This window comes from Lysinibacillus sp. FSL W7-1291, assembly GCF_038593415.1.
Taxonomy (GTDB): Bacteria; Bacillota; Bacilli; order Bacillales_A; family Planococcaceae; genus Lysinibacillus; species Lysinibacillus fusiformis_D.
This window is the reverse complement of sequence record NZ_CP151994.1, coordinates 1,671,915-1,697,593: the sequence shown is the minus strand read 5'-3', so window position 1 is coordinate 1,697,593 and position 25,679 is coordinate 1,671,915. Positions and strand designations below refer to the sequence as shown.

23 protein-coding genes are annotated in these 25,679 nt (G+C 38.3%); 11 read left to right on the top strand and 12 right to left on the bottom strand.

Annotated elements, in window-relative coordinates:
• Nucleotides 1-154: 154 nt before the first annotated feature.
• The 3 genes from gdhA to NST76_RS08065 all read left to right on the top strand — a co-directional run bounded on the left by gdhA (nucleotide 155) and on the right by NST76_RS08065 (nucleotide 3,209).
• The gene (gene gdhA / locus NST76_RS08075) at nucleotides 155-1,528 is read left to right on the top strand and encodes an NADP-specific glutamate dehydrogenase (RefSeq protein WP_342544940.1); all 1,374 of its coding nucleotides are present in this window, start codon (nucleotides 155-157) and stop codon (nucleotides 1,526-1,528) included.
• A gap of 215 nt (nucleotides 1,529-1,743) precedes the next feature.
• On the top strand, nucleotides 1,744-2,430 hold the full coding sequence (locus NST76_RS08070) for a phosphoribosylaminoimidazolesuccinocarboxamide synthase (RefSeq protein WP_340808760.1): 687 nt from the start codon (nucleotides 1,744-1,746) through the stop codon (nucleotides 2,428-2,430).
• 125 nt (nucleotides 2,431-2,555) lie between these two features.
• On the top strand, nucleotides 2,556-3,209 hold the full coding sequence (locus NST76_RS08065) for a Yip1 family protein (protein ID WP_036118261.1): 654 nt from the start codon (nucleotides 2,556-2,558) through the stop codon (nucleotides 3,207-3,209).
• Between the two features lie 39 nt (nucleotides 3,210-3,248).
• Here NST76_RS08065 and NST76_RS08060 read toward each other — a convergent pair whose 3' ends face one another.
• From NST76_RS08060 to NST76_RS08050, 3 genes are all read right to left on the bottom strand, one after another.
• Nucleotides 3,249-4,997: a methyl-accepting chemotaxis protein gene (locus NST76_RS08060; RefSeq protein WP_036118264.1), complete on the bottom strand. Its 1,749-nt coding sequence runs from the start codon at nucleotides 4,995-4,997 to the stop codon at nucleotides 3,249-3,251.
• Nucleotides 4,998-5,238: 241 nt separating this feature from the next.
• A complete protein-coding gene (locus NST76_RS08055; protein ID WP_342544938.1) occupies nucleotides 5,239-6,441 on the bottom strand; it encodes a malic enzyme-like NAD(P)-binding protein in 1,203 nt (400 codons plus the stop codon).
• A 410-nt stretch (nucleotides 6,442-6,851) separates the two neighbouring features.
• Nucleotides 6,852-7,685 (bottom strand): MBL fold metallo-hydrolase, encoded by an 834-nt coding sequence (locus NST76_RS08050; RefSeq protein ID WP_340808756.1) that lies wholly within the window; start codon nucleotides 7,683-7,685, stop codon nucleotides 6,852-6,854.
• Nucleotides 7,686-8,077: 392 nt separating this feature from the next.
• Between NST76_RS08050 and NST76_RS08045 the strand changes: the two genes are divergently transcribed.
• Entirely contained in the window at nucleotides 8,078-8,689 is a 612-nt protein-coding gene (locus tag NST76_RS08045) for a TetR/AcrR family transcriptional regulator (RefSeq protein WP_058844658.1), read from the top strand.
• Between the two features lie 18 nt (nucleotides 8,690-8,707).
• Here NST76_RS08045 and menE read toward each other — a convergent pair whose 3' ends face one another.
• From menE to NST76_RS08020, 5 genes are all read right to left on the bottom strand, one after another.
• Nucleotides 8,708-10,210 carry an o-succinylbenzoate--CoA ligase gene (menE, locus tag NST76_RS08040; protein WP_249646000.1) on the bottom strand — a complete coding sequence of 501 codons (1,503 nt, stop codon included), beginning with the start codon at nucleotides 10,208-10,210 and terminating at the stop codon, nucleotides 8,708-8,710.
• A gap of 33 nt (nucleotides 10,211-10,243) precedes the next feature.
• Complete coding sequence (locus NST76_RS08035) at nucleotides 10,244-11,818, bottom strand: acyl-CoA dehydrogenase family protein (protein WP_342545256.1); 1,575 nt, start codon at nucleotides 11,816-11,818, stop codon at nucleotides 10,244-10,246.
• A gap of 83 nt (nucleotides 11,819-11,901) precedes the next feature.
• Nucleotides 11,902-12,033, bottom strand: coding sequence for a hypothetical protein (locus tag NST76_RS08030; RefSeq protein WP_342535501.1), 132 nt, complete (start codon nucleotides 12,031-12,033; stop codon nucleotides 11,902-11,904).
• A gap of 592 nt (nucleotides 12,034-12,625) precedes the next feature.
• A complete protein-coding gene (locus NST76_RS08025; RefSeq protein ID WP_342535500.1) occupies nucleotides 12,626-13,435 on the bottom strand; it encodes a sulfurtransferase in 810 nt (269 codons plus the stop codon).
• Between the two features lie 10 nt (nucleotides 13,436-13,445).
• The gene (locus NST76_RS08020) at nucleotides 13,446-17,057 is read right to left on the bottom strand and encodes a dynamin family protein (RefSeq protein ID WP_342544936.1); all 3,612 of its coding nucleotides are present in this window, start codon (nucleotides 17,055-17,057) and stop codon (nucleotides 13,446-13,448) included.
• Nucleotides 17,058-17,458: 401 nt separating this feature from the next.
• Between NST76_RS08020 and NST76_RS08015 the strand changes: the two genes are divergently transcribed.
• The 6 genes from NST76_RS08015 (at nucleotide 17,459) to NST76_RS07990 (ending at nucleotide 21,632) form a co-directional block, all read left to right on the top strand.
• Nucleotides 17,459-17,743, top strand: coding sequence for a DUF4183 domain-containing protein (locus NST76_RS08015; protein ID WP_230593753.1), 285 nt, complete (start codon nucleotides 17,459-17,461; stop codon nucleotides 17,741-17,743).
• A gap of 24 nt (nucleotides 17,744-17,767) precedes the next feature.
• Entirely contained in the window at nucleotides 17,768-18,088 is a 321-nt protein-coding gene (locus NST76_RS08010) for a DUF4183 domain-containing protein (protein ID WP_036118284.1), read from the top strand.
• 635 nt (nucleotides 18,089-18,723) lie between these two features.
• Entirely contained in the window at nucleotides 18,724-19,344 is a 621-nt protein-coding gene (ytaF, locus tag NST76_RS08005; protein WP_342544934.1) for a sporulation membrane protein YtaF, read from the top strand.
• 99 nt (nucleotides 19,345-19,443) lie between these two features.
• Complete coding sequence (locus tag NST76_RS08000) at nucleotides 19,444-20,091, top strand: helix-turn-helix domain-containing protein (RefSeq protein WP_036118291.1); 648 nt, start codon at nucleotides 19,444-19,446, stop codon at nucleotides 20,089-20,091.
• A gap of 19 nt (nucleotides 20,092-20,110) precedes the next feature.
• Complete coding sequence (locus NST76_RS07995; RefSeq protein ID WP_338653553.1) at nucleotides 20,111-21,070, top strand: LCP family protein; 960 nt, start codon at nucleotides 20,111-20,113, stop codon at nucleotides 21,068-21,070.
• Nucleotides 21,071-21,077: 7 nt separating this feature from the next.
• The gene (locus NST76_RS07990; RefSeq protein ID WP_058845111.1) at nucleotides 21,078-21,632 is read left to right on the top strand and encodes a phosphatase PAP2 family protein; all 555 of its coding nucleotides are present in this window, start codon (nucleotides 21,078-21,080) and stop codon (nucleotides 21,630-21,632) included.
• A 158-nt stretch (nucleotides 21,633-21,790) separates the two neighbouring features.
• Here the strand turns inward: NST76_RS07990 and NST76_RS07985 are convergent, their stop codons facing one another.
• From NST76_RS07985 to pcp, 4 genes are read right to left on the bottom strand one after another with little or no spacing between them, the layout of a single operon-like run.
• Nucleotides 21,791-22,522, bottom strand: a complete 732-nt coding sequence (locus NST76_RS07985; RefSeq protein ID WP_342544933.1) for a 5-oxoprolinase subunit PxpA — start codon at nucleotides 22,520-22,522, stop codon at nucleotides 21,791-21,793.
• A complete protein-coding gene (locus tag NST76_RS07980) occupies nucleotides 22,513-23,385 on the bottom strand; it encodes a biotin-dependent carboxyltransferase family protein (RefSeq protein WP_342544931.1) in 873 nt (290 codons plus the stop codon). Before NST76_RS07980 ends, NST76_RS07985 begins: the two co-directional genes overlap by 10 nt.
• A gap of 3 nt (nucleotides 23,386-23,388) precedes the next feature.
• The gene (pxpB, locus tag NST76_RS07975; RefSeq protein ID WP_058845109.1) at nucleotides 23,389-24,084 is read right to left on the bottom strand and encodes a 5-oxoprolinase subunit PxpB; all 696 of its coding nucleotides are present in this window, start codon (nucleotides 24,082-24,084) and stop codon (nucleotides 23,389-23,391) included.
• Nucleotides 24,068-24,682: a pyroglutamyl-peptidase I gene (gene pcp, locus NST76_RS07970; protein ID WP_342503981.1), complete on the bottom strand. Its 615-nt coding sequence runs from the start codon at nucleotides 24,680-24,682 to the stop codon at nucleotides 24,068-24,070. Before pcp ends, pxpB begins: the two co-directional genes overlap by 17 nt.
• Nucleotides 24,683-25,100: 418 nt before the next feature.
• Between pcp and NST76_RS07965 the strand changes: the two genes are divergently transcribed.
• On the top strand, nucleotides 25,101-25,559 hold the full coding sequence (locus tag NST76_RS07965) for a chemotaxis protein CheX (RefSeq protein ID WP_342545255.1): 459 nt from the start codon (nucleotides 25,101-25,103) through the stop codon (nucleotides 25,557-25,559).
• Nucleotides 25,560-25,679: the final 120 nt, after the last annotated feature.

The window sequence follows — 25,679 nt, the reverse complement described above, 5'->3', positions numbered from 1 at the left end:
CATAATTAGATAAATCACTTTAAATAAAATTATTTTAATATATTATTTTCGCAACCTCTCTTGCTCAATTTTTCACAAACTTAAAAAGTATTTTATTGAATAGTTTGAAAAATAGATATACGATACACCTATCAACTAAATGGGGGTTTTAACTATGACAATGACAACTGTTAGCAACGAGCAATTAGCAAAAGAATACGTAGATGGCGTATTTGAGCAACTTAAACAACAGAACAGTCATCAAGCGGAATTTTTACAAGCAGCTGAAGAAATTTTCATCTCATTAGTACCTGTATTCACACAGCATCCTGAATATATCAAGGCCAATATTTTATCTCGTATCGTGGAGCCAGATCGCATTATTTCTTTCCGTGTAGCATGGCAAGATGATCACAACCAAGTACAGGTAAATCGTGGTTATCGCGTTCAATACAGCAATGTAATGGGACCTTACAAAGGCGGTCTTCGTTTCCACCCTTCCGTGAATGAATCCATCATTAAGTTCCTAGGCTTTGAGCAAATCTTTAAAAATGCTTTAACAGGGCAACCAATCGGTGGTGGTAAAGGAGGTTCAAACTTCGATCCGAAAGGCAAATCAGACTCAGAAATTATGCGTTTCTGCCAAGCATTCATGACTGAATTATACCGTCATATTGGTCCAGATGTCGATGTTCCTGCTGGTGATATTGGTGTTGGTGCTCGTGAAGTAGGTTATTTATGGGGCCAATATAAACGTTTAACAAAAGCAAATGAATCTGGTGTATTAACGGGTAAAACGCCTGGCTATGGTGGCTCTTTAGCACGTAAAGAAGCAACAGGTTACGGCACGGTTTATTTTGTTAATGAAATGCTAAAAGATGCGAACGATTCATTCCAAGGAAAAACAGTAGTTGTTTCTGGTTCTGGTAACGTTTCTACTTATGCGATTGAAAAAGCACAACAATATGGTGCAAAAGTGGTTGCTTGTTCGGATTCTTCAGGCTATATCTTTGACCCAGAGGGCTTAGATCTAGAAGCTATTAAAGAAATCAAAGAAGTTAAAGGTGACCGTATTTCAACTTACGTTAATTACCGACCAAATGCTACTTTTACAGAAGGTTGTACAGGTATTTGGACAATTCCTTGTGACATTGCCCTACCATGTGCTACGCAAAATGAAATTAACGGAGAGTCAGCTCGTACATTAATTTCAAATGGTGTTAAAGCAATTGGTGAAGGTGCAAATATGCCATCAGACCTTGAAGCCATCAATGAATTCCTAAATGCAGGGGTTTTATTTGGTCCTGCAAAAGCGGCGAATGCTGGTGGAGTTGCTGTATCTGCTCTTGAAATGGCACAAGATTCAAGTCGCGTATTTTGGTCATTTGAAGAAGTAGATGCGAAACTTCACCAAATTATGAAAAATATTTATACAGACAGTAAAGCAGCAGCTGAAAAATATGGCTTCCCAGGGAACTTAGTAGTTGGTGCAAACATCGCTGGCTTTATCAAAGTAGCAGATGGCATGCTTACTGAAGGTGTCTATTAATAACATTCTTTTTTAACAGTTTCCTAACATTTGAATTGGGAATATTCTTAATTTCACGCAAGATGGTAACGAACATTCGTTATCATCTTATTTTTTATTAGAAATTTCGTTATAAAACATATAAATAAACGTTTTAAACGAACGTTTTTATTATTAAACATTTGAAATATTCGTGTTATAATTTTGGAGTACTATGAAATATTGGAGGTTTTTTTGTGGAATTATTGTATACAGGTAAAACAAAAAATGTGTTCAAATTAGAAGACGGCCATTATTTATTAAAATTTAAAGATGATGTTACAGGAGAAAATGGTGTGTTTGACCCAGGTGCTAATACTGTTGGTTTAACGATTGACGGTGCGGGCTTAGCTGCTTTGCGCTTAACTTCTTATTTCTATTCGAAATTAAATCAACAAGGTGTACCTACGCACTATGTTGACGCAAACTTTGAGGATGCCACTATGACCGTGAAACCAGCAACTGTTTTTGGGAAAGGTTTAGAGGTCATTTGCCGCTTCAAGGCAGTCGGTTCATTCCTACGCCGTTATGGTGCTTATGTAAAGGAAGGACAGGAGCTGGACTCTTTTGTGGAAGTAACGATTAAAGATGATGATCGTTTAGACCCCCCTATTTCTGAAGATGCTTTAGCTATGTTAAACCTGTTAACTCACGAAGAATACGCCATTTTAAAACAACGTACAATTGAAATTTCAAAATTTGTGGCGGCAGAGCTTGCTAAAAAAGGCTTAACACTGTATGACATTAAATTAGAATTCGGTCGTGATGCTAAAACAAATGATATTTTATTAATTGATGAAATTTCTGGCGGTAATATGCGTGCTTACAAAGGCGAAGAATATATTGAACCGTTAGAGCTTGAAAAAATGATGTTAGCTGAATAATAGAAGCAATTATGAAAAAGAGTCGGCTGCGGCTCTTTTTTTATTTTTGACGAAACTTTTCCTTCCACCACTCGTATATTAACTATTGTAATAAGCAATTATTCTATAATTTTGGAGGTAGTTTAATGGAAAACTATACGGAGACACCGAAAGAAGAGAGGCCTAAACTAAATCCGTTTTTAGCAGTTTGGATGCATCCAAAACAAGCAGCTCGTTATATGATTAATGAAAAATCGATTGGCTTTGCCATTTTGGTTTTGTCTATTGGTTATATCGGCTCTCTTATGTCAGGGCTGATTGATTCGGAATTATTCCCTAATCTCTCACCATGGATTTTAGCCTTATTATGTGTTATTTTTGCGCCAATCGCTGGGATTATTGGTACGGCTTTTTCCGCCCTCATTTCATGGCTATTTGGTAAATTATTCAAAGGCACTGGTACTTATTCGGACTTATTTAAAGGATTGAGCCTTACAGCCATTCCATTTATTGTACTAATCCCACTTTATTTAATTTGGTTAATAACTTCCCCAGATTCTTTATTAGACCCAAACTTTATCGGTTCATTGCCGTGGATTTTTTGGCCAACTATTTTAGTAACCATCGTTGTTAGTATCTGGTCTTTTGTTATTTCAGTAGGTGTTGTTGCCGAAGCACATCAAATCTCTAACTGGATGGCCTTCTTCACTATTTTTATTCCAGGAATTATTCTTTTCGTTGTATTGTTTGTTCTTTTCTTTATCATTCTCATCGGCATTATCGGTGTTGGTATGATTTAAAAAAATCTCCCCTCTCTGAAGAGAGCGGGAGATTTTTGGCTATAGTTTGAATTGGGCAATCAACGCTTTCAATTGTAAGGCTAACTCTGATAATTGGGCAGATTTTCCTGCCATATCATCCATAGAGCTACTTGTCTCTTCCGTTGTAGCCGTTGTCTGCTCAACACCTGCAGCAGATTCCTCTGCTACCGCAGCAATCTCCTGAATCGAGTTGTTCATTTTACGGCCGTCTTCTGTAACCTTCGATAAATTCGTTGAAATTAGTTTAACACTTTCTACTACATCATTGATGGAATAACTAATTGTATTAAACGTTTCGCTAGTAGCTTTTATTTGATTCGTTCCTTCTTTAACCTCTTGATAACCATCCTCTAAAGAGGTTGTGACAACATCAAAATCCTGCTGAATGTTCGTGACAATTGATGTAATGTCGTTAACTGAAAACGCTACTTGTTCTGCCAGCTTGCGTACTTCATCTGCCACCACTGCAAATCCTTTGCCCTGCTCACCAGCTCTAGCCGCTTCAATGGCAGCATTCAAAGCCAGCAGGTTCGTTTGATCTGCTATATCTTTAATAACAACGACCAGCTTTGAAATTTCCTGAGCTTGGGCATCTAAATTTTTCACTTTCTCTACCGCATTTTGCACAATGCTATCAATCTTCACCATTTGAGAATTGGAGGATGTCATTAGCTGACTTCCTTCATTTGTTAATGCTAATACTTCCACAGAGGATTGATGAATATGAGCACCATGCTGATTCGTTTCCTGTAAATCCGCCGTGAAGCGTTCCATCAAGGATGTTAATTCATTCGAATGATGAGCTTGTCCTTCTGCACCTGATGCTAATTCATGCATCGTAATCGCCACTTGCTCCGCTCCCATATTCACTTCATTTGCTGATTGTGTCAGTTCTTTACTAGAAGTATTAATCAAATCAGAAGCTTGCGCGATATTATGAATCATATCCTTCAATTTCTGTTGCATTTGATTCATTGCATTTGCCAGCTTGCCTATTTCATCCTTTGATCGAATAGATATGCTGTCTTGAGATAAATCACCCTGCGCAAACTGTTCCATAGCTTGAGCCACTCGGTTAATCGGTTTTGCCATACTACTTGCATATTGCCAAATCACAAATATGCCCACAATAACCGCAATAGCAATCACAATGATTGTTAATTTTAAAATACTTTCTGCTGGTTTATTGAAATCCATTAAATAAGTACTCGCACCAATGACCCATCCCCAATAAGGGTCTGTTTCTGTATAAACACCCTTTTCTTCCAATTGATCTGTATTTGGTAATGCCCATTCATAGCTTACAAAGCCACCACCATCATTCCCAACGGCAATGATTTCTTGCATATATTTAAAGCCACTATCATCCTGCTCATCCCAGACATTGGAGCCCTCTATGTTAGGGTGTGCGATGGAGTTCCCTTTTTGGTCTACGACGAATATATAGCCGTTATCGCCTAGCTTAATCTCTTTATTAATCGGTCGTTTTCCTTCGCTATCCTTCTCACCTAAAATCGCAATCTTTACTTTTTCTTGCGCTTCCTCTAAGGATAGATTGCCTGCCTCTACCTGTTGATTGAATTGCTCAATCATGGCAATGGTCATTTCTACACTGTTTCGTAAATTCTCTTTTCCTACTGTCTCTAAATTTGCTTTACTTTGTTGATAGCTTGAAAAGCCAAGAATAATAAGGGGAATCAATAAAAGCAGCAAAGAGAAAGCAATCAGCTTCGCCTTAATGGATCGAAATTGAAATAATGATTTCATATGGCCAACACCTCTTTCATTTTATATGTACTTTAGACCTAATTTTCACAATAAAATTGAAAAATTAAGCAGTTATTCCTCTAAAACAGAAAATGTAAATTATTACATTATTCATATTCATTTTATTACATAAAAAATCAAACAACAACATTTTTCGAGCATATTCGCCATTAAATCACAAAAAAAACAGATAAAGAAAAGTTTATCACTTTTCTTTATCTGTTTAGAAAGGGGTTATTCACTAGACAGATAGAGCTGTACTTTGTTGGAATAGTTCCGATACGCCCGATTCAACAGCAGCGCCACTTACAGCTCGTGAAACGATTGCCACAACACGCTCATCTAAAGATTTCGGTACAATATATTCCTCTGTTAATTCGGCGTCACTTACAAGAGAAGCAATGGCTTCAACTGCCGCTAATTTCATCGTCTCATTAATATCCGTTGCTCGCACATCTAAGGCCCCACGGAAAATACCAGGGAATGCTAGAACATTATTAATTTGATTTGGATAATCTGAACGACCCGTGCCCATAATACGCACACCCCAAGCTTTAGCATTTTCATAGGTAATTTCAGGATTTGGATTGGCTAGGGCAAAGACGACTGGATTTTCATTCATGGATGCAATGTGTGCCTCTGTTAATAAATTTGCGACAGAAACCCCAATAAAGACATCCGCACCTGTTAGCGCATCTTCCAGTGTGCCATGCAGTTTTTCTGGATTAGTTAAATGAGCTACTGCTTCTTTAATCTGATTCATCCCTTCTGTACGTCCCTCATAAATAATGCCTTTTGTATCGCACATATAAATATTTTTGTAGCCCATTTGTACAAGAATTCGTAAAATCGCAATCCCCGCAGCACCAGCACCATTTATCACAACCTTCATCGTTGCAACATCCTTCTTCACAATACGGTTGGCATTAATCATGGCTGCTCCTACAACAATCGCTGTTCCATGCTGATCGTCATGAAATACTGGAATATCACATTCCTGACGTAGGCGATCTTCAATTTCAAAGCATCTAGGGGCTGAAATATCCTCTAAGTTCACAGCACCAAATGTCGGGGCAAGCGCCTTCACAATACTGACGATTTCATCCGTATTTTTCGTATCTAAACAGATTGGAAAAGCATCAACATTGGCAAAACGCTTTAGTAAAATCGCCTTCCCTTCCATTACTGGTAATGCCGCTTTAGGTCCAATATCCCCTAAGCCTAAAACTGCCGTGCCATCCGAAACAACAGCTACCATATTGCCTTTCATCGTATAGTCATAGACAAGTGATGGGTTTTTCTCAATCTCCACACATGGAGCTGCTACTCCAGGTGAATAAGCCAAACTAAGATCATAAGAATCCTGTACTGGCACCTTCGAAATAACCTCTAATTTTCCGCTATAGTGTGCATGCATTTCTAATGCTTTTTTCATTACGTCCATTCCATCCCATCCTTTTCCCTTTGTTTTTCATTATATTTCAGAATCATAATACTTTGTGAAAACATAGTCAACAAATTTTCTGTCAATTTATTTTATCCTTCAAAAATACAGTATTTAATGCCTTTGAATATATTTTTCTGTCAAATTAAACACTTCACAATCAATTATTTCGAGATAATTAATGTTCTATATTACGTCGCATAAAATGTACAACTGTAGCCTTTTCACCTGTTCATCTTTTCACATAGTATTTTTCTTATGTAAATGAGAATTTTTTCACAAACTTATGTAAGCGCATCCATTGTCTTAATTGAGTTTGTCACAATTTATTCACATTTTTTCACAAAGTTTTTTATTATGTATCTCAAAGTATTTATGTAAGTCACAGCTAACCAACAAAAAAAGAGCCCTTATGTTAAGGACTCCTGCGTAAAGTGATGGATAAAAGCCGTGATAATATGCTTGGAAGACCATTGTTCCCCAGATACTTTCGTAATCGGATAATCACGAGGAAAAATTGTTTTGGTCATTTCTTCAATCGTATAACCTTGCATAAACAATTGCTTTACTTTTCCCTCCATGTCTTCTAAATAAGAAATTTTTTCCTGTATTTTTGTTCGCCCATCTGCTATAAAGCCCGCATGACAGCAATAGACGACATCGAAATCGTAGTTGACTATTTTCCTCAAAGACGCCAAGGTATGTACGATGTTTTCTTCATCAAGCACAACCTTCGTCTTTGGCTGGATAAACAAATCTCCTGTAAACATAGCACCTGTTTCCCGATTGTAAAACGACAAATGATCTGTTGTATGCCCAGGTGTTTCAATGACATCCCATGTAGCTGATTTCGTTTGAATAGTATCGCCAATTGCTTGGGCAACAAACGCCGGTCGTTCCCCCCACAGTGCCTGACGATAAAGCGGATAATCTCCATCCACTGCACAAATGCTGACTGAATCTCGGTGTATATAGATAGGTACATTTTTATGATGGTGTTGAATCCATGCAGCATTGCCTACATGATCCTCATGAGAATGCGTTAAGGCCAATTGCTCTATCGGTATTTCATTAAAAAAGGATTGGAATTCCTGCGACAGCGAATAGGAGCCTGTATCAATCAGTAACCCATCCACAAAAAAACTGTACACACTCATGCCAATCCCCTGAACTGCTACTTTACCATGTGCACATCGTACATCACGATGCTGTTCAATCTCTATACTTTTCTCACGTGTAAACATCCTCTTCCCCCTTTGCCCCTTGTACAAAAAAGTGTAGCATATAATGAATGGCGAGTCATTTTTGCGAATAGGTAACAACAACGGAATTTTTCTTTACATGTTTTCCGAAATGCTAACACATAAAGAAATAAACATATATTGACAGTCAGCAAAAGCAATGTATGACTACCTGCCAGTCATTTGTAAAAATTTCTAACTAACAATGATGAAAAGTTTTTAACGCTCTTACAGTTGCGTGTTTACTGGGCTTGCTTACCTCCCTGCTAACACAAAAAAATCCATTTATCTTAAAAAATACAATTTTATTACACTGAGTATCACGTAATTTGATTGTCAATATCTGATGTTTTTTATAGAATCTTATTTATATAAAGTGTAAAGGAGCAATACTTATGGAGACAAAAGAGGTTCAGCATGTATCCAAGCGACAACAGAAGAAAACGATCAATAGAGAAAATATTATTAATGCCGCTATCGAATTATTTAGTTCAAAGTCATTTGCTGAGGTGAGCATGCGGGCTATCGCTAAACATGCAAACGTTTCTCCAGGTCTAATCTATCAATATTTTGATGATCAACAACATTTATTTATGACGGCATTTAAAATTGAAAGCTCCAGCCTTTTAAACGTATTGCACCAAACCGTCGAGGGACAAGATCATCAACTCGAATTACTGGCAACAAAATATATAGAATACATGTATATGCACGATAATTTATATCATATGATGACCTATTTCATGCTAGAAAACGAACAACATGGCAATGTCTCACAAGAGCTACATGACATAATCGATGAGTTATTTTCACTTTTCAGAGAAGCTTTAAGACAACATCTCCCTGATGACCATCTTAAACATACTGTTCAACTTTTTTTCGCATCGTTAAATGGCCTATTAATTACCTATAAAAATTTACCTGGTCGTTCATCAGACTCCAATTTGCAACATATTAAGCAACTAACAAATCTTTTGGTCCATACAATAAAAAGGCAGGAAAAATAATACCTGCCTTTTATTTTTTTATGGTTGTTTGACTACCTGCTTTAACTGATGCTTGAGTAATTTTCCAACAGCATTGCGAGGAAGCTGTTCAACAAACTCTACTTCTTTCACTGCTTTATAAGAAGCTAAATTTTCTTTACAAAACGCCATTATGTCCGCTTCTGTTATCGATATGTTTGGTTTTACCACTATATAAGCTTTTGGAATCTCGCCCCACTTTTCATCCGGCATGCCAATCACCGCTACATCAGCAACAGCTGGATGGTTGGCAAGAGCTAATTCTAATTCTGCAGAATAAATATTTTCTCCGCCACTAATAATCATATCTTTTATTCGATCAACAACATATAAGTAGCCATCACGATCTATATAACCAACATCTCCAGTATGGTACCAACCATTCTTTAATACTTGCTTTGTCGCTTCCCTATTTTCGAAATAGCCAACAAACACTTGTGGGCCACGTAAGCGGATTTCTCCTACCTCACCTGCAGGTAACACTTCGCCTGATTTCACATCAACTACGGCTATTTCACCATGCATCATCGATTTGCCCATAGAATCATACTTATCTTTATTCATCTGCTCCTTCCACATTGTCACTGCCCCTGTGTATTCCGTAATACCATATACCTGCTGAATCGGAATACCTAGTTGACGAAATCCTAAAATAAGTGGCACAGGCACAGATGAAGCACCACAGGTAATGTTACGAATAGAAGATGAGTCAGCGTTAGCAACCTCATACGTTTTTAATAAGTATGCTAACATTGTTGGTACTGTCATCATGGTCGTAATCTTTTCTTGTTCGACAATTTTCCAAGCTGCCATAGGTTCAAACGCTTCCATGAGTACCATTGTACAACCACACAGAATATTTGTGATGAGCGGAGCGATGCCACCTATGTGAAAAAATGGTGCCACCATTAAAAAACGATCATCCTCCCACCAATCGATGGTTTGCGATAACCCCATCCCAGCAGCCAATAAATTATTATGGGAAATCATCGCTCCCTTTGGCTTACCTGTTGTACCCGATGTATACATAATAAGCGCTACGTCATCATTACTTGCATCATAAACAGGTTCTTGACTGTTCTCTTCAAAAATAGCTTGCAAGGAAGGGACAGTTGCATGTGATAGAATGTCAGTATTGACACCTTGTACTTGTAATGCTTGCATCATTGACGCAAAATCAACATCATAAACAATGAGTTTTACTTTACTATTCTCCACAATATATTGAAGCTCCGGCACTTGTAAACGCCAATTTAAAACAACGGTGATGACACCAATTTTCGCTGCTCCCATTAACACTGCAATGAAATCCTCATTGTTTTTGGATAAAATCGCTAGACGATCCCCTTTAGCAAAACCTTGCTTCTTTAAAAAATGAGCAAAGCCATTGGCCCTCGCATTCATTTGTTGAAATGTCCACCGCTTGTCTTTGTGAATAAAAGCCTCCTTCTCCCCCATTAAAACTGCACGATCCCGTAATAACTTACCAATATTAATGTTCATAATTGTCACCCCTAAACAATTTTTGTCCACATACTAATCTAGTGCAATTGGTAAATCCTTTATATCCTTTATCGTTTGCTCCTGGAATAAGGTAAATATCTCTTCCCAGATTTGTTCCCATTTCCTTGCTGCTTGTCGATTTTCAAAGTTTGGTAACGCGGTTAAATTCACCTGCATTAATTGTTCAATTTGCTCTGCAAACCGCTTTACTTCCTTCTCCGAGCTATCTACAAGAATACTAGCAATTAAATCATAAATAGAAATTTGCGGTCTCATCTTCACAAGATCTCTATATATCTGAGATAATAAAACATTTCTTGGCCCCTCCCATAATTCATTCACTAGACTATCTCTAAACAATCTTGGAATGACTGAAAAATCTTCAATCGCCCCATGTCCACCAAAAATAGAAATAGCCAACCTTAGCTTATCTACAGCTTCTTTAGAAGCATAAATTTTTTGCAATAAAATTAATTCACGCACAACGAACGCTTCAAGAGTATTAGGTTCTTGTTGTGTTTGAAGAAACGCTTGGTAAATATAAAAGGCTGAGCCTACAATACGTTTAGCAGCATATTCTAAATCCTCAAGCTGTGCTGCAGCCATTGGAAATTCATCAATGCGCCGATCAAATACTGATCTAAAGCTTGCGTATAGCTTAGCTTCTTGTGCTGCTCTCATTAAAAAAGCACCACTAGCAAATCCGATATCCAACCTTGAGCGGGTTAAAACAATACTAACAGCAAGAGCAACACCTCTATTTTGTGGGCCTACGCGATAAGCAATAGCTCCTTGATAATCGATTTCTGCTGATGGTAACTCTGCAGTACCAATTTTCCATTTCAAACGATTGATCACGTGATGATTTCTTTTCTCTTTTTCCTTATCCCCTTGAAGCCAAGTAGGTACAATAAACACCGCAATATCATCAGTGTGCTCGATGCGCGCAGTCACTACAGCATAATCGGCATGCACCGCTGAGCAGAAAAATTTATTGCCAAATAACCGATAATGATCACCCTCAGGCTTAGCCATTAGTACATTCGCTGGAATGTTTGATCCCCCTTGAATCTCTGACATATACTGTGCACCGATGCCAAAATGTCCCTCATAGCCTTCTGTCACATGCTCATATATACGCTTTACTTCATCAGGAACCTCCTCCTCGAAATGATCGATTAAAGCAACTAGTCCGTCTGTACATGCTAGTGGACAAGTAATACCAGCTTCTCCATTACCATGTAAAAAAAAGCGCTTAATGATCCCTTCATTTTTCAACTGTTCCTTAGAAAATAGACCCTGTCCAAATATGTCTTTCTCCATTTGTTGCATCTGGTTTGAACGAATAATGCGATCAATGCGCTCATTATATGCATTGTAATGTCTTATTTTAGGCTGATTTTCCGGACGTGCACTTTCAGCAGCTATTGCCCGCCAGTCCGATGATCCTTTTTCCACAAAAGGCTCCAGTCTCGGCAGCATCTCATCCCATGTTTCATGACAAAACTGTTGCAAAACTTGTAATAAAAAAGGATTATCTAAATCATTCACAGCATCTCTTTTGTCAATAAATTCTCGAAAACTATATGTTTTTTCTCCAACATGCACCAATACACACACTCCTTTTCTAAATTTTAAGAATATTTTATCATCTTAAATTTAAAAAGTAAACAGTGTTCATTTTTAATTCTCTAGGTACGTTTTTCTATTTTAATCGTGCTATCTGATACTTCGAGCAGTCTATCCACCTCTTTTTCTGTTTTATCCATCACTTTGCACGTTCTATCCACTACTTTTTCTGTTCTATCCATTACTTTGTACATTCTATCCACCTCTTTTTCTGTTCTATCCATCACTTTGCACATTCTATCCACTTCGATGGAGCCTATCCTTCACTTTGAGCTTTCTATCCACCTCTTTTTCTGTTCTATCCATCACTTTGCACATTCTATCCACCTCGATGAAGCCTATCCTTTATTTTAAGCTTTCTATCCACCTCTTTTTCTGTTCTATCCATCACTTTGCACATTCTATCCACCTCGATGGAGCCTATCCTTCACTTTGAGCTTTCTATCCACTACTTTTTCTGTTCTATCCATCACTTTGCACATTCTATCCACTTCGATGGAGCCTATCCTTCACTTTGAGCTTTCTATCCACCTCTTTTTCTGTTCTATCCTTCAATTTATGCTTTCTATCCACTTCGATGGAGCCTATCCTTCACTTTGAGCTTTCTATCCACCTCTTTTTCTGTTCTATCCTTCACTTTGCACATTCTATCCACCTCGATGGAGCCTATCCTTTACTTTAAGCTTTCTATCCACCTCTTTTTCTGTTCTATCCATCAATTTATGCATTCTATCCACTTCTCTAAGCGCTAAAAAAACGCCCACCGAAGTGAGCGTTTTAATTTAATTATTCATTTGTGCCTTTTTCCACATCATACGCGGTAATCCAATCACTGAAGCTGCCTACATATAATTGGATGTTTTCATAGCCTTCATCTGCTAGCACTGCATATAACGGTGAGGCTGTCACGCCGCTACCACAGTAGACGACAATCTGCTCATCAGGCGTAACTTTTTGGCGTAATGCGTCGTTCGCTTTTAATTGGCCGTCTGTCTTTAATTGCTCCCAGTCAAAGTTTTTTGCGGTTGGAATATGGCCTGCTACCTTATCCAGTGGTTCCATTTCGCCACGATAACGTTCAGCTGCACGTGCATCGAGCAAGGTTGCTTGTACTTCGCCGTCTACTATTGCCTTTACCGCTTGGCGTGGCGCATATAGTTCATCCTTCCAATCAAATTCTATGATCGTTGGGGGATATTTTATAATATCCTTGGTGAACGGAATTTTTGCCTCTAGCGCAGGGGCACCGCCATTGACAATCACTACATTTGGGAAACCAGCGTATGTCAGCATCCACCAGGCGCGCGGAGCGAACGGGGCTGCTCCCTGGTCGTAGACAACAATTTGATCTTCATAGCGTAAACCTAATTCTTGAAATACGGAAGTCAACTTTTCTTTGCTCGGCATCGGGTGACGGCCGTCCTTACTGTCCATATCTGATAACTGTTGTTCTAAATCAATATAAATAGCACCAGTTGCATGTCCTTCTTCAAATGCTTTTTTTCCAGCTTCTTTGTCCAGAAGATCGAAGCGAGCATCGATAAAACGGACGCCATCAAACTGTATTTCATCCACTGATTTGAATACTTTTCCCATATAAATCACCTCATGCGTATTGTAATTGTGCGTAAATTGCTTTCCAAGAAGCTAAACGGCTCTCTTCTTGTAAGGCAAGTCTTTCTGTCTCAATTTGTTCAAGCGCTTGATGATAAATATATAAACGTAATTTTTCGGCTTCCTCTGCAATAAACGTAATGGCCCATGTCATAAGAGAAACTTTCTGTGCATCTAAATAATCTTGTGCATCTGGTTTTGTTACAGCTTCCAGCGCCTCGCTCAACTTTATTTTTTCATTCTTCTCAAAGAAAGCTTTTTGATTGCGGAAGTGAGATTTTACGCTAGTATATTTTGAAATATCTGTGAATGGCCCTTCAAAATCCAGTAAATTTGGCTCTGAAGATTCAAATGTTAGGAACGAGAAGCTTCTATTCAACTCTTTCAGCTCACGCACCTCATCTTTAAAGCGTTGCTGCATTTTCTTGCTTATGAACTGTGATAAACGGAAGTTTGTGACACGCATTTCTTGTGTAAAATCAAAACGCAAGCTTTGCATCACTTCCTTCAGTGCATGCTCCAATGCTTGCTGTGCTGGCATCGCAGCAAATGTCGAAGGATTATAACCTTCCTTAAAGAACTCAGGATAACGATAATAGACACGTTGGAGAACATAATACAGGAGCTCATCAAGCTCTTGCTTTGTTTCACTCTCTAGCATGCTTGTATTGAGCACGCTGAACTTCGATTGGATATGTTGTTCAAGTGTTGTTAATTCCTCTAAACGTTCATCTTTACGTTTTAAGTTTTCCTCCGTTTGTGCGATTAAATCGGCTAAACGTTGCTCTGTTTTATCGACTTCTTCTGCAAGAGCCTGTACTGCTAAGGCACTTAATTCATCATTTAAGAATGTATGGAAGTCGCTTTCGAATGGTGGCATGCCAGATGTTAAATCGGCACCTTCTACTTTTTCTTTTAATGCTAAAAGACTTGATACCCCATACAGTCGTGGGAAACGAATGCCAAAACGTTGTAACTCTGAGCGAACATAGCCTTTTACGTCTTCCTGTTCTTCTTCTGTTGTTGCTAAATCAATGGCATTTACAATAAAGAACATTTTATCAAGTTCAAATGCATCCTTGACACGACCAAGCTGAATTAAAAACTCACGGTCCGCTTTAGCAAAGGCATGGTTATAGTACGTAATAAATAGGATGGCATCAGCATTGCGAATATATTCAAAGGCTACACCTGTATGACGAGCATTAATCGAATCCGCTCCTGGTGTGTCAACAAGTGTCACACCCATGCGTGTCAATGGGCTATCGTAATAGAAATCAATATTATCAACAAAGCATGATTTGTTTTCTTGCGCCACAAATTTTTCAAATTCTTCACGGCCTACACGAATGATCGTACCAAGCTCAGATTTAAATGTTGGATAGCCTTCCTTATAGGCACGAATAAATGACTTATGAACATTTAAACGTTCATCCGTTAACTGAACGGCAAGCCCTTCATCAGCACGATTATAGGCTTCCTCCAACGAAGCTACAGACAAGCCAATTGCCGCATACGAGCCTTGAATATCCTCTAGCATTTGCTCGGCTGTTTTAAGCTGTACATCGGCCGTTTCATGTGGATGCTCTGGTGTTACTGGACGAATTTTATTGATGGCTGCTGTTGTTGGGTTCGGTGATACAGGTAACACCTTTGCTCCCATTAAGGCATTAGAGAAGGATGATTTCCCTGCACTAAATGCGCCAAACAAAGCAATCGTAAAATCTTTTTTCTGTAAACGTTCCACTTTATTTTCAAGGTAATGGGCAACTTCTGCAAAGCCTTGAACCTCTTTGACTGCATTGGCTGTATACAGTGCGCGATTAATCACACCATCGATTGGGAGAGTCGTTGCACTGATGGCTTGCTGCGTTTCCTCTTGTTCGATGACCTGCTCTTTTGGCTTCAGCATGGACTCATCAAACAAACGAATATCGGCTAAATCTTGCTTAAATGACTGTGCCCAATTGGCTAGCTGCTGATTTGCAACTTTACGGATTTCATTGCTCGCTTGATGCATAATGCTTGCACTATATTGCTGATAACCTTCGATTTCAAGCACTGCCTTAATTGCATCCACTTTGTCTTGCATACCCGCCATTTTTAATTTTGATGGTGCAGCCGTTTCTGTTGCCACAGCTTCAAGCGTTGTTGCTTGCGCATTTTTCCAGCTATCTGTTTCCTGAATAAAGTAGCGCTTCGTTGCCTCCGCGACACGGTTGGCGAAGTTTAACACAGCATCACCTGTTAACAGGGCACCAGTTTGAACTTGCTGCTCAATCAATGAAAAGGGTAAGTCAAATACATAGGCATCAATGACGGAGGCACGCTCTTCATTTAATGCACCTACATCTTTTAATGCTTTTTTCATAAGTCCTTTTAAATGCCCAGTAATTTGTGCTTGAACGACGTTTTGATAGGCACTATATGCATCCTCTTTACGACGGTTACGTTCTTCCTCTGTTTTTTTCTTCGCTGTAAAGAGTCCCCCTACTTTAAAGCCCTCCTGCACACTTTCTAAATAAAGGCGGAGGCGATCACGTACATCAGCTGGCATGATGGCTGCATTGGCTAGTAGTTCCTTCCGTTGCTCCTCAAATGTTTCGTTCCATGCCTCTACGGAGAATAATTCAACTTGACGATTTAATTTATTGTATTGCTCCAAAATATCTTGATGGTGTGCCCAGTCGTCCGCACTTAAAATTTCTTCATCAATAGTTAAACGATCCTGTCTTTCTTCCATTAAATAATTGTCATGCTCACTTTGCAGTAAACGCAATGTATTCGTTGCCGTTTGTACAAGCTGCTCCTGCCAATCATTCATACTGTCCATCACGATTTTCTTTACGACTTCAAAATCATTATGTGGATGTTCAGGCTCTCTCAATGATGTGAAAAATACACCCTTCGGCACAACGCCCCATGCGGCAAAGGATTGATGGACCGTTGCTTTAAAGTCTTCAAAGCTCAATTCATTATCTTTATGCTTATCAATCATATTGACAATTAAATAAACGTTTGGATTGTATTTCATTAATTGCTTTGTAAATTGGAAATTCAGTTCCGACTGCACATGGTTATAATCCATTGTATAAAATACGATATCTGCAATATGGAGCGCCGATTCCGTTGACATACGGTGTGCATCATCTGTGGAGTCTACTCCTGGCGTATCCATGACAGTAACACCTAGTGGTAGTGTAGAGGCACTGTGCCCAATTTCGATTTGTGACACTAAATCCCCATTCTTACTAAGCTCTTTTACTGTTTTAAAATCATAGCCTGCCTCAAATTTCACAGGCTTCTCATTGTGCATATAGACAATTGCAAAATCTTCCTCTGATTTATGCACTTTTACGATATTCGCACTTGTTGGAATTGGACTAGATGCCAGTAAGTTTTCACCAGACAGCGCATTAATCATACTCGACTTCCCAGCAGAGAAATGACCCGCAAAGCCAATCACATACTCTTTTTGCTGAATTTTTCGAGCAAAAAGAGAGGTTTTATCCATGCGTTCTGTATCACCATTATGCTGATAGATTATGTATTGCAAAGAAGCTTGCTTTAATAGCTCCTCCAATTGTTGTTCAAAATCTTTCATGAAACCAGTTACCCCTTTTTCGTTAATTATTCATAATTAGTATTCTACCTTATTCAACTAGCAAAGTATAACACTAATTTACGGTAAAAAGCATGTATGCCAACGTTTCTATCCTAATAAGTCCCATCATAAAATGTTGATGATCCGAAATAATCTTCCTCAAATGATAGATGGTCAACTAGTTCTCTTGCTATTTTCTTCATATTTTATAGTAAATGTATTCGGGGCAAAGGTTATTTTTTAAGAATGGAGTGTGATCGCACATGCTGAATCCTAAGTCTCATCGAATCATAGAAAAAAGTTGTCCGTGTCACTGTGAGGATCGATTTTTCTGGCCCCGTATCAAAGCAACAAACGGCACGCCCATCGTCCCTCCTCCTATCGTTCCAGAGGGCACTATTTTGCCGATTATCCACCGCTATTTTTATATCGTCACAGCCGATCTTGATCTAACAAATGGGGTCACGCTGCCAGCGACTCTCTTCTGGAATGATAATGCTGACAATATTACAGAGTTTACCCTCTTCTCGCCAAACGGTTACGTCAATCTTTATATTAATGCGGTGATGCAAGAAGGTGGCATTTACACCATAACACCAGCCGCCTTAACAATCGTACCCTACAATGCCACTTTGTATCGAGGAACACCCATTATCATTGAATCGCTTGGCTTTATGACAAATTAATATCCAAGAAAGGAGGTGAATCATATGGCACTTTCCATTATTAATATTCATGTCAATGTCACAGGTACATCTACACGATTTTTTAACGTTTTAGCTGCACCTCTTGCCATTACAGATGGTACTACAGTCGCTGCTACAACGTTTTTAGATGATAGCGGTACAGCGGCAACTGCATTTCCAGTAGTTACAAACGGCTACTATAATTTATATATCAATGGCGTTCTACAGGAGGGTGATGCTTATACAGTTTCTGCAACTGAAGTTACATTCAACACTGTTACAGCATCACTTTCTGCTGGTACACCAATTGTGCTTGAAGCTGTTGAATTAGTCACAACTACCTAACCTAACTAAAATAGATGCTCTAAACTCTCTTAGGGCATCTATTTTACAATTGTAGTAGCTCTCTGAACCTTACAATAGTCTAGCTCATGACGCCTATTTCCATGAATACATAGAGTTTAAGCAGCCACTTTTATTTTTTAGATTGCACAGACAGGCTTCACCATGAAATAAAGACCCTAAAGGGCGTAAATCGGTGGTACTTTCCATTATCAATAGTCATGTTAATGTAACAGGTACTTCTGCTCTGTCCATTGATTCACAGAAATCTAAGTCACTTGAAGAAAAAATTTACAGGAAATAGACTTCGAACCAATACTTCTAACAAAAATGGAAACTGTTCGGAAAATTGTACAAGGTGGTAGTTTGGATTCCCCTGTTAAAATAAGTAAAAAAATAATGAAAACCGAAAACTCCGATTCTTTGTCTATTAGGCTTGTATTGGGTCTTTTTTTATTCCAAAATCGAAGGACACTTAATTAATACATTGTAAGTACATGAAACAAAACAATAGTGCTCAATAATGGACGAGTTTTTTTAAGTGGCATAACTGTTGCTTTTTTGTCAACAAATTTAGGAAAACAGGCACCAATTGTCAACATAAATAATATGATATAAAAAAATAAGGGGTGTAAGCTGTGACTTGGTTAATCATTTTAGCTTTTACGCTTTCATCAAGTATAGATAATTTAGGCGTAGGGCTCTCTTACGGGATTCGAAAGATACATGTTAGTTTTGGGAAAAATTTATTAATAGCAATTATATGCTTTGTTATGAGTATGGGAGGTATTACGTTCGGGGTTTGGCTCTCGACTATTCTTCCAGGTATGCTTCCTGTAATCTTTGGAGCCTTATTGTTATTTATCATTGGCATTCGCATCATTCTTTTAGCTAAACCACGTAAAAATGAACCTTCAAAAGAGGCGTTACAGCCCAAAAATGGGCAAAGTATTTTTAAAAACCCTGAGGAAGCTGATTTTAATAAGTCTGATGAAATCGGCTGGGGAGAATCTATACTTCTTGGTATTGCATTATCAGCAAATGCACTTACAAATGGTGTGGGCGCTGGCCTACTCGGACTTTCACCTGTTGTCATTTCGTTAACAGCTGCAATCGGGAGCTTAATTACTGTTTGGGCAGGAGTCAAATTAGGAAGTAAGGTCGCTGATGTTCAGGTTAGTTCATTTACTATAGGGCAATTTGGCACAGTAATTAGTGGTTTGTTGATGTTACTGCTTGCTTTTGCAGCATTCTATTAATATTGTGTTGACATTTCGTCAACACAATATTACACTTCTGTACAACAGTAATTTTCCATTAGGCAATTATTAAGGAACTATTAGAAGGGAGAATCGAATATGGCGGAAAATAGAGAAAGTACTACTCTAGGTTTATTGTTGAAAGAATTACTAAAAGAACGCTCATTATCCATGCGGAAGTTTAGTGAACTTACAGGAGTCGATACAGCTACGATTTCACGGATTATCAATAATAAACGAAAGGCAACACCTCAACATTTAGAAAAATTCGCTGAATGTCTTGGTATTCCTTTCATTAATCTTGTTGAAGCTGCAGGGTATCCTATCGAACAGAGACATGAAGAGTCTCAATCAGATATTCATACTTCTGTTGATGCAATACAGACTTTTCTTAAGGCTTCTAATGTTTATGACAATCAATTTTCAGTGCAAGATGTTGAAAAAAAATTAGACGATTATGGATTATTTGCTCAAACAGAAGAAGGAAAAAATACAATTCATAAGAGTTTTAACGAAAAGATTCAGAGTGTAGGTAGCGTTGGACCATTTATTAGCAAGTTGAAAGAGTTATATGAAAAATTTACAACAAATAAGGGTACACTATTTGAATTAACAATAATTGGAAGTACATTATTGTATTTTATTATTCCAGTGGATGTCATTCCGGATTATCTATTTCCTATTGGTTATTTGGACGATGCGATAGCTGTACAACTTACTGCAAAAGGTTTGTTAAAAAATAACTGATAGGTGGATTAATTAATTTATGAAACATAGTAAAACGAGCCGTAGATGGCTAAGAAATTCGTTTTTAGCATTTGCATTGATCATCTCAATAGGGATTGTTTATTGGATATATCAGTACAATAGTGGATTGGCTATGGCAGAAGACGATATCAATAAAGAAGATGAAGAGACTTTTGAGCCATTCAAAGGTGTAGACCCGCAATTTGGTGAGATTAATGTGCTATTGATAGGCAGTGACTCTAGAGGAGACGAAGGTAGATCTGATGCTTTAATGATTGCACACTATAATCAAACTACGAATAATGTAAAAATCGTTTCGATTATGAGAGATACGTATGTTGACATCCCAGATTACGGGATGAATAAAATCAACGCTGCATTTGCTTTTGGAGGCCCGGAACTTGTAAGGAAATCAATTAAGCAGAATTTTGATATTGATGTCAATTACTACGCTATCGTTGATTTTGAAGGATTCCCCAAAATTGTGGATCTTCTAGCACCGAATGGGATTGAAGTTGATATCCCTTATGAAATGTCATATGGAATTGGTATGACATTATTTCCTGGAGAACAAACTTTACACGGTGACCAGTTATTAGCTTATGTACGATTCCGCCACGATCGTTTAAGTGATTTCGGGCGAGTTGAACGTCAACAGGAAGTTATGACAAAGGTCAAAGAACAAATTAGCTTTCAAAGTTTAATAAATTTACCCAAAATACTTGGTGTTGCTGAGGCATATATCGACACTAATATTGACAATAAAACCATTCTTGCAATTGGGAAAGGTTTAATGGATGGGAAATCTAATGGTGTGGATACTTTACGAATTCCTGTCGCCAGTTCTTTTGACAACAAACATGTAAATGTAGGCGCAGTGCTAGATATTGATTTGGAAAAGAACAAAAGTGCATTAGAAGAGTTTTTATCATCAGAGGACAATGTACAAGTGACTAAATTAGAAGGAGTTTCATCTTAGAGAGAATATGAATATAGATTATCAACTATTCAAACTACTAAACCAGTTTGCAGGAAAATATCCGATTTTAGATCAACTTGTCCTCTTGTTTTCAAAGTATGGACCCATTCTATTTGGACTGGTATTTATATGGCTATGGTTTTCAAAATCCCAAAATCAGCAGGAAAATAGAAAAATAGTATTATATGCATTAACGATTGTTATTCTTACACTTGGTATAGATAAAATTATAGAAATGGCGTATTTTCGACCTCGCCCATTTGTCAATCATAGCGTAACATTATTACTCGAAAAATCAACTCTGGACCCTTCATTTCCAAGTAATCATGCTGCTGGTTCATTTGCCCTGGCATTCGCTTTGTTTTGGAAACGAAGAAAAATGGGCACTGTACTCATCCTGCTGGCCTGCTTAATGGCCATTTCAAGAATTTTTATTGGTGTGCACTACTTTCTAGATGTGTTAGCAGGCGCATGTATTGGATTAGGGGTAACTTACATAGTTATGTTACTAGGTCGTCTTTTTGAATCTACCTTGCTACGCAAGAAAATATATGCAAAGTAAGAGGTCTTTAGATTTAAAAAGTTCGCAATGGATGCGAACTTTTATATGCCCCAACCATCATTGCATAAAAAACCCCGCTGCAATTATTGTGTTTGAAGCTGCAAACTATCTAAATAAAATGGATGCCCTAAACTCTCCTTAGGACATCCATTTTACTATTATAGTTGCTGTCTGAGCGCGGCAATTTTTTTTGCATAGTCTAGCGCACGGGGGCCATCTCCATGAATACATAGAGTTTGAGCAGCGACTTTTATTTTTTTAGATTGCACAGACAAGACTTCATTGGCCGTTAAAATACCTTTTACATGTATCAGCATTTCTTGCTCTGTTTGTATTAAGGCATTAGGCTCCTGTCTATCCACTAAAGTGCCATCATCGTTATAACGTCGATCCGAAAAAACTTCCTCATATACTTGAAGCCCTTTGCCTCTTGCAATCTCTACGATTTGGCTACCAGATAAACAATATAAAATAAGCTGTGGATTAAGATCATAGACTGCATCGACGACAGCTAACGCTTTTTCCCGATCATTTACGCATTGATTATAGAGTGCGCCATGTGGCTTTATATGATGGAGCATGCCTTTTTCAATTTGAACGAAGGCTTGTAATGCACCAATCTGATAGACCATCATATCATAAATTTCTGCTGCGCTAAATGCCATGTTTCGACGACCAAAGCCCTCTCGATCAGGATAACCTGGATGTGCACCAATATGAACATTTTTACGAATGGCACTGCGAACAGTTTGATGCATCAACGTATGATGCCCCGCATGATAGCCGCATGCTATATTAATGGATGTGACATAGTCCAATATTTCTTCCTCTTTTCCTGTTAGAAAAGCATCATCATATTCAGCTAAATCACAGTTAATATCTATTGGCATCCTCTTACCTCCAGTGCAAATCGTATCGTGTTAAACATACGCATTTGAGCCACTTTATGTAAATCGTCTTCATGTACCGTCGCAATAATAGGATAACCCCCTACCGTTTGGGCATCGGCCATTAAAATGATAGGATGACCGCTTGGCGGCACTTGAATGGTGCCGAACTGGGTCGCCTCTGACAAAATATCTTGCATTTCTTGCAGCTGTAAAACAGTTCCCTTTACGTAATAGCCCATGCGATTACCACCAATAAATTGAAAAGCATTTTGTAAAAAATGGCGTTGACTCTCTTCCCTAAATAAATGAAAATGAGGGCCTTTCAGTACTCTAACTGAAATAGCACGATCAAAAGTTGGACGATATGGCGCATAAAGACCTCGATTATAATGGAATGGCGCTGAGTCTTGCCCATACAAAATGCTACCTTTTGTGATGTTTGTTCCTAGTTGACCAAGTGACAGGTTTGAGCGACTACCAAGCTTAACTTGTGAAGTAAACCCGCCAAGAGGTGTCAAATAAACAATCGCGCCTTGATTCACATGTCTAATCACCAACCGATCGCCATTCATTAAGTGGAAAGTTTTCCACATCTCTATCGGTGTATTATTGACCAAGCATGTACAATGTCCACCTGTTAATACATAGACTCCATCTGCCAATGCCTCAAATTCAAAGCCACCCACAAACATTTCAAAGGATGTTTGGTCATGAGGATTTTGTAAGATTAGCTGTGCTGCTTGAAACGATACTTTGTCCATCGGTCCAGATAACGGAATACCAAATGCCCGATAGCCAAATCTACCTTGGTCCTGTAGGCTACCATAGACACCTTGTTTGGTGACGAGCAGAAGTGGCTTCAATCGCTACACTCCTTTGCTTTTCATTTCCCAAAACTGTTGTTTAGTTATTTCATAAAATTGAACTTCATCGCCAAGAGCCAATAAAAATGGCTCTTGGCGATCAACATTAAATAAATCTAGAGGAGTTTTCCCGATAATATTCCAGCCACCTGGTGACTCAACAGGGTAGATGCCTGTTTGCCTACCGCCTATACCAACAGAACTAGCTGAAACAGTAGCTCGTGGCTTCTTTAAGCGTGGTACACACAACTTAGTATCTAATTCACCTAAATAAGGAAAACCTGGTAAAAAGCCCATAACATAAACATAATAGCTTTTCGATAAGTGTAATGTTTTAAAGTCTTCAAATGATAAACCTGTATAGTTCATGACTCGCTGCTTATCTAAGGCAAATTCCTCATCATAGCAAATGGGTATTCTTAAAATTTTCTTCGTTCCTTCTGCCATTGCTGTGAGAGTTTGCATCTCTAGCCAATCCCCTCTCAATGAACCAACATCTAGAGGCTGTTTGACATAGGCTGTAACAGTATGATAGCTTGCAACACTTTCGACGAGATTATGCTGTAGCTGCTGTTTCAGAAACCGATTAAATGCTTGGACTGCCTGAAAGTTGGCGTGGGAGATTTCCTCCTTGAATGCAAAGCGAATAGTATGTTGGCTAATCCACATCGCATGAGGAAATTCAATGATTGGTTGCACGTATGCTCTCCTCAATACAAAGCTTTACCGCAGCTATTAAATCTCGGATATGCCAGCCAGGAATTTTGCCATGTTGGATGGCCAGGTCAAATGATGCTGGAATATGAATAAAGCCAGCACGAACCCCTTCGTGTTGCTGTGCATAAACAAGTCCTTCATACATAATATTATTGCATAAGTACGTACCTGCAGTATTTGAAATTTCTGCTGGATACCCCGCTGCCTGTAAGCGATTCACCATATTGCGAATCGGTAAATTCGTTAAATAAGCATCCGCTCCATCCTTATCAATGCTTTCATCGACCGGCGTGTAGCCATTATTATCAGGCTCGCCATCTTTCACATTAATGGCAATGCGCTCTGGCGTTATTTTAAAACGCCCTCCTGCTAATCCTAAAGAAATAATAATTTGTGGCTTTACTTCCTCTAGATACTGCTTTAATTGTTCCGCCGATTGCTGAAAATCTACAGAGAGAATTCGTCCAACAATGCGATAGTCTCCTATTGTTTCTCCATCTAAATTTGCGACAATTTGCATCGTTGGATTTATTTTATAATGAAGAAATGGCTCAAACCCTGTTACTAATAGTTTTGTCATGTTAGTCACCTGATTTCTTTATGTATAACCCTAAAGGATTGGCTTTATTTTACAACAATTTTCTGAAAAAATAAATATTTCTCTTCATTTGGGCAAGTAAAAAGAGTATGAAGCGCTGATGCTCCATACTCTTTTGGCTGTAATTATTTCAAATGTGCAGTCGCCTGTTTCATGACGTATTTCCCAACACCAATATAGATCACTACAGCTGCTCCAATCAATACGAATGTCATTGCTAACCGCTCCTTTTCATATAAATTATGTATTTTTTTATTAGGCTTTCAGACCATCTCATTGAATTTGAAAATCATTCTCATTATTATATTATAAATTTCACGTTAATTCGTCAAGACATACTTTCATCTTACCCTTTTTACATGGTAAGATGTAGAAAAGTCGGAAAAAGGATGCGGTAATGATGAGTAATTCGAAGTACTTTCAAACTATTTTAAACGGGACTATTCACGCTTTAAAATCCATTCTTCCTATGGATATAGAAGTAAAGTCGCCTAGTATTATTTCTGAACCCTTTCAACAGCAGCAAATGGGCGTATTAATTGGTTTAATTGGAGATGTAAAGGGTCGCGTTATCATTGATTCATCCCCCGATGTGTTTAGCCGGATTGGGAGTACCATGTTCGGTATGCCACTGGAGGGAGAAATGCTAGAATCCTTTACTGGAGAATTTGGTAACATGATTGCAGGAAATTTATGTACAACTGTTGGGCAAGAAAGCTTAGAGATTGATATCACTCCGCCAACCGTGATGGTGGGCAATACAAAGTTATACGGCTTTGAAAAAGCATTTGTTCTCCCAGTTTCGGTTCCAAGCATTGGTGCATTAACTGTTCTATTAACCATCGAGGAAGAAGGATAAAAAACTAGAATGGATCATTGTATGCAAAAGCCTACAGCCTTCATGTATAGGTAGAAAAAACGGGAAGGAATGTTCAAGTCTTTCTCCATCTATTGTTTTTATTAAAATTAAGCAAAATAT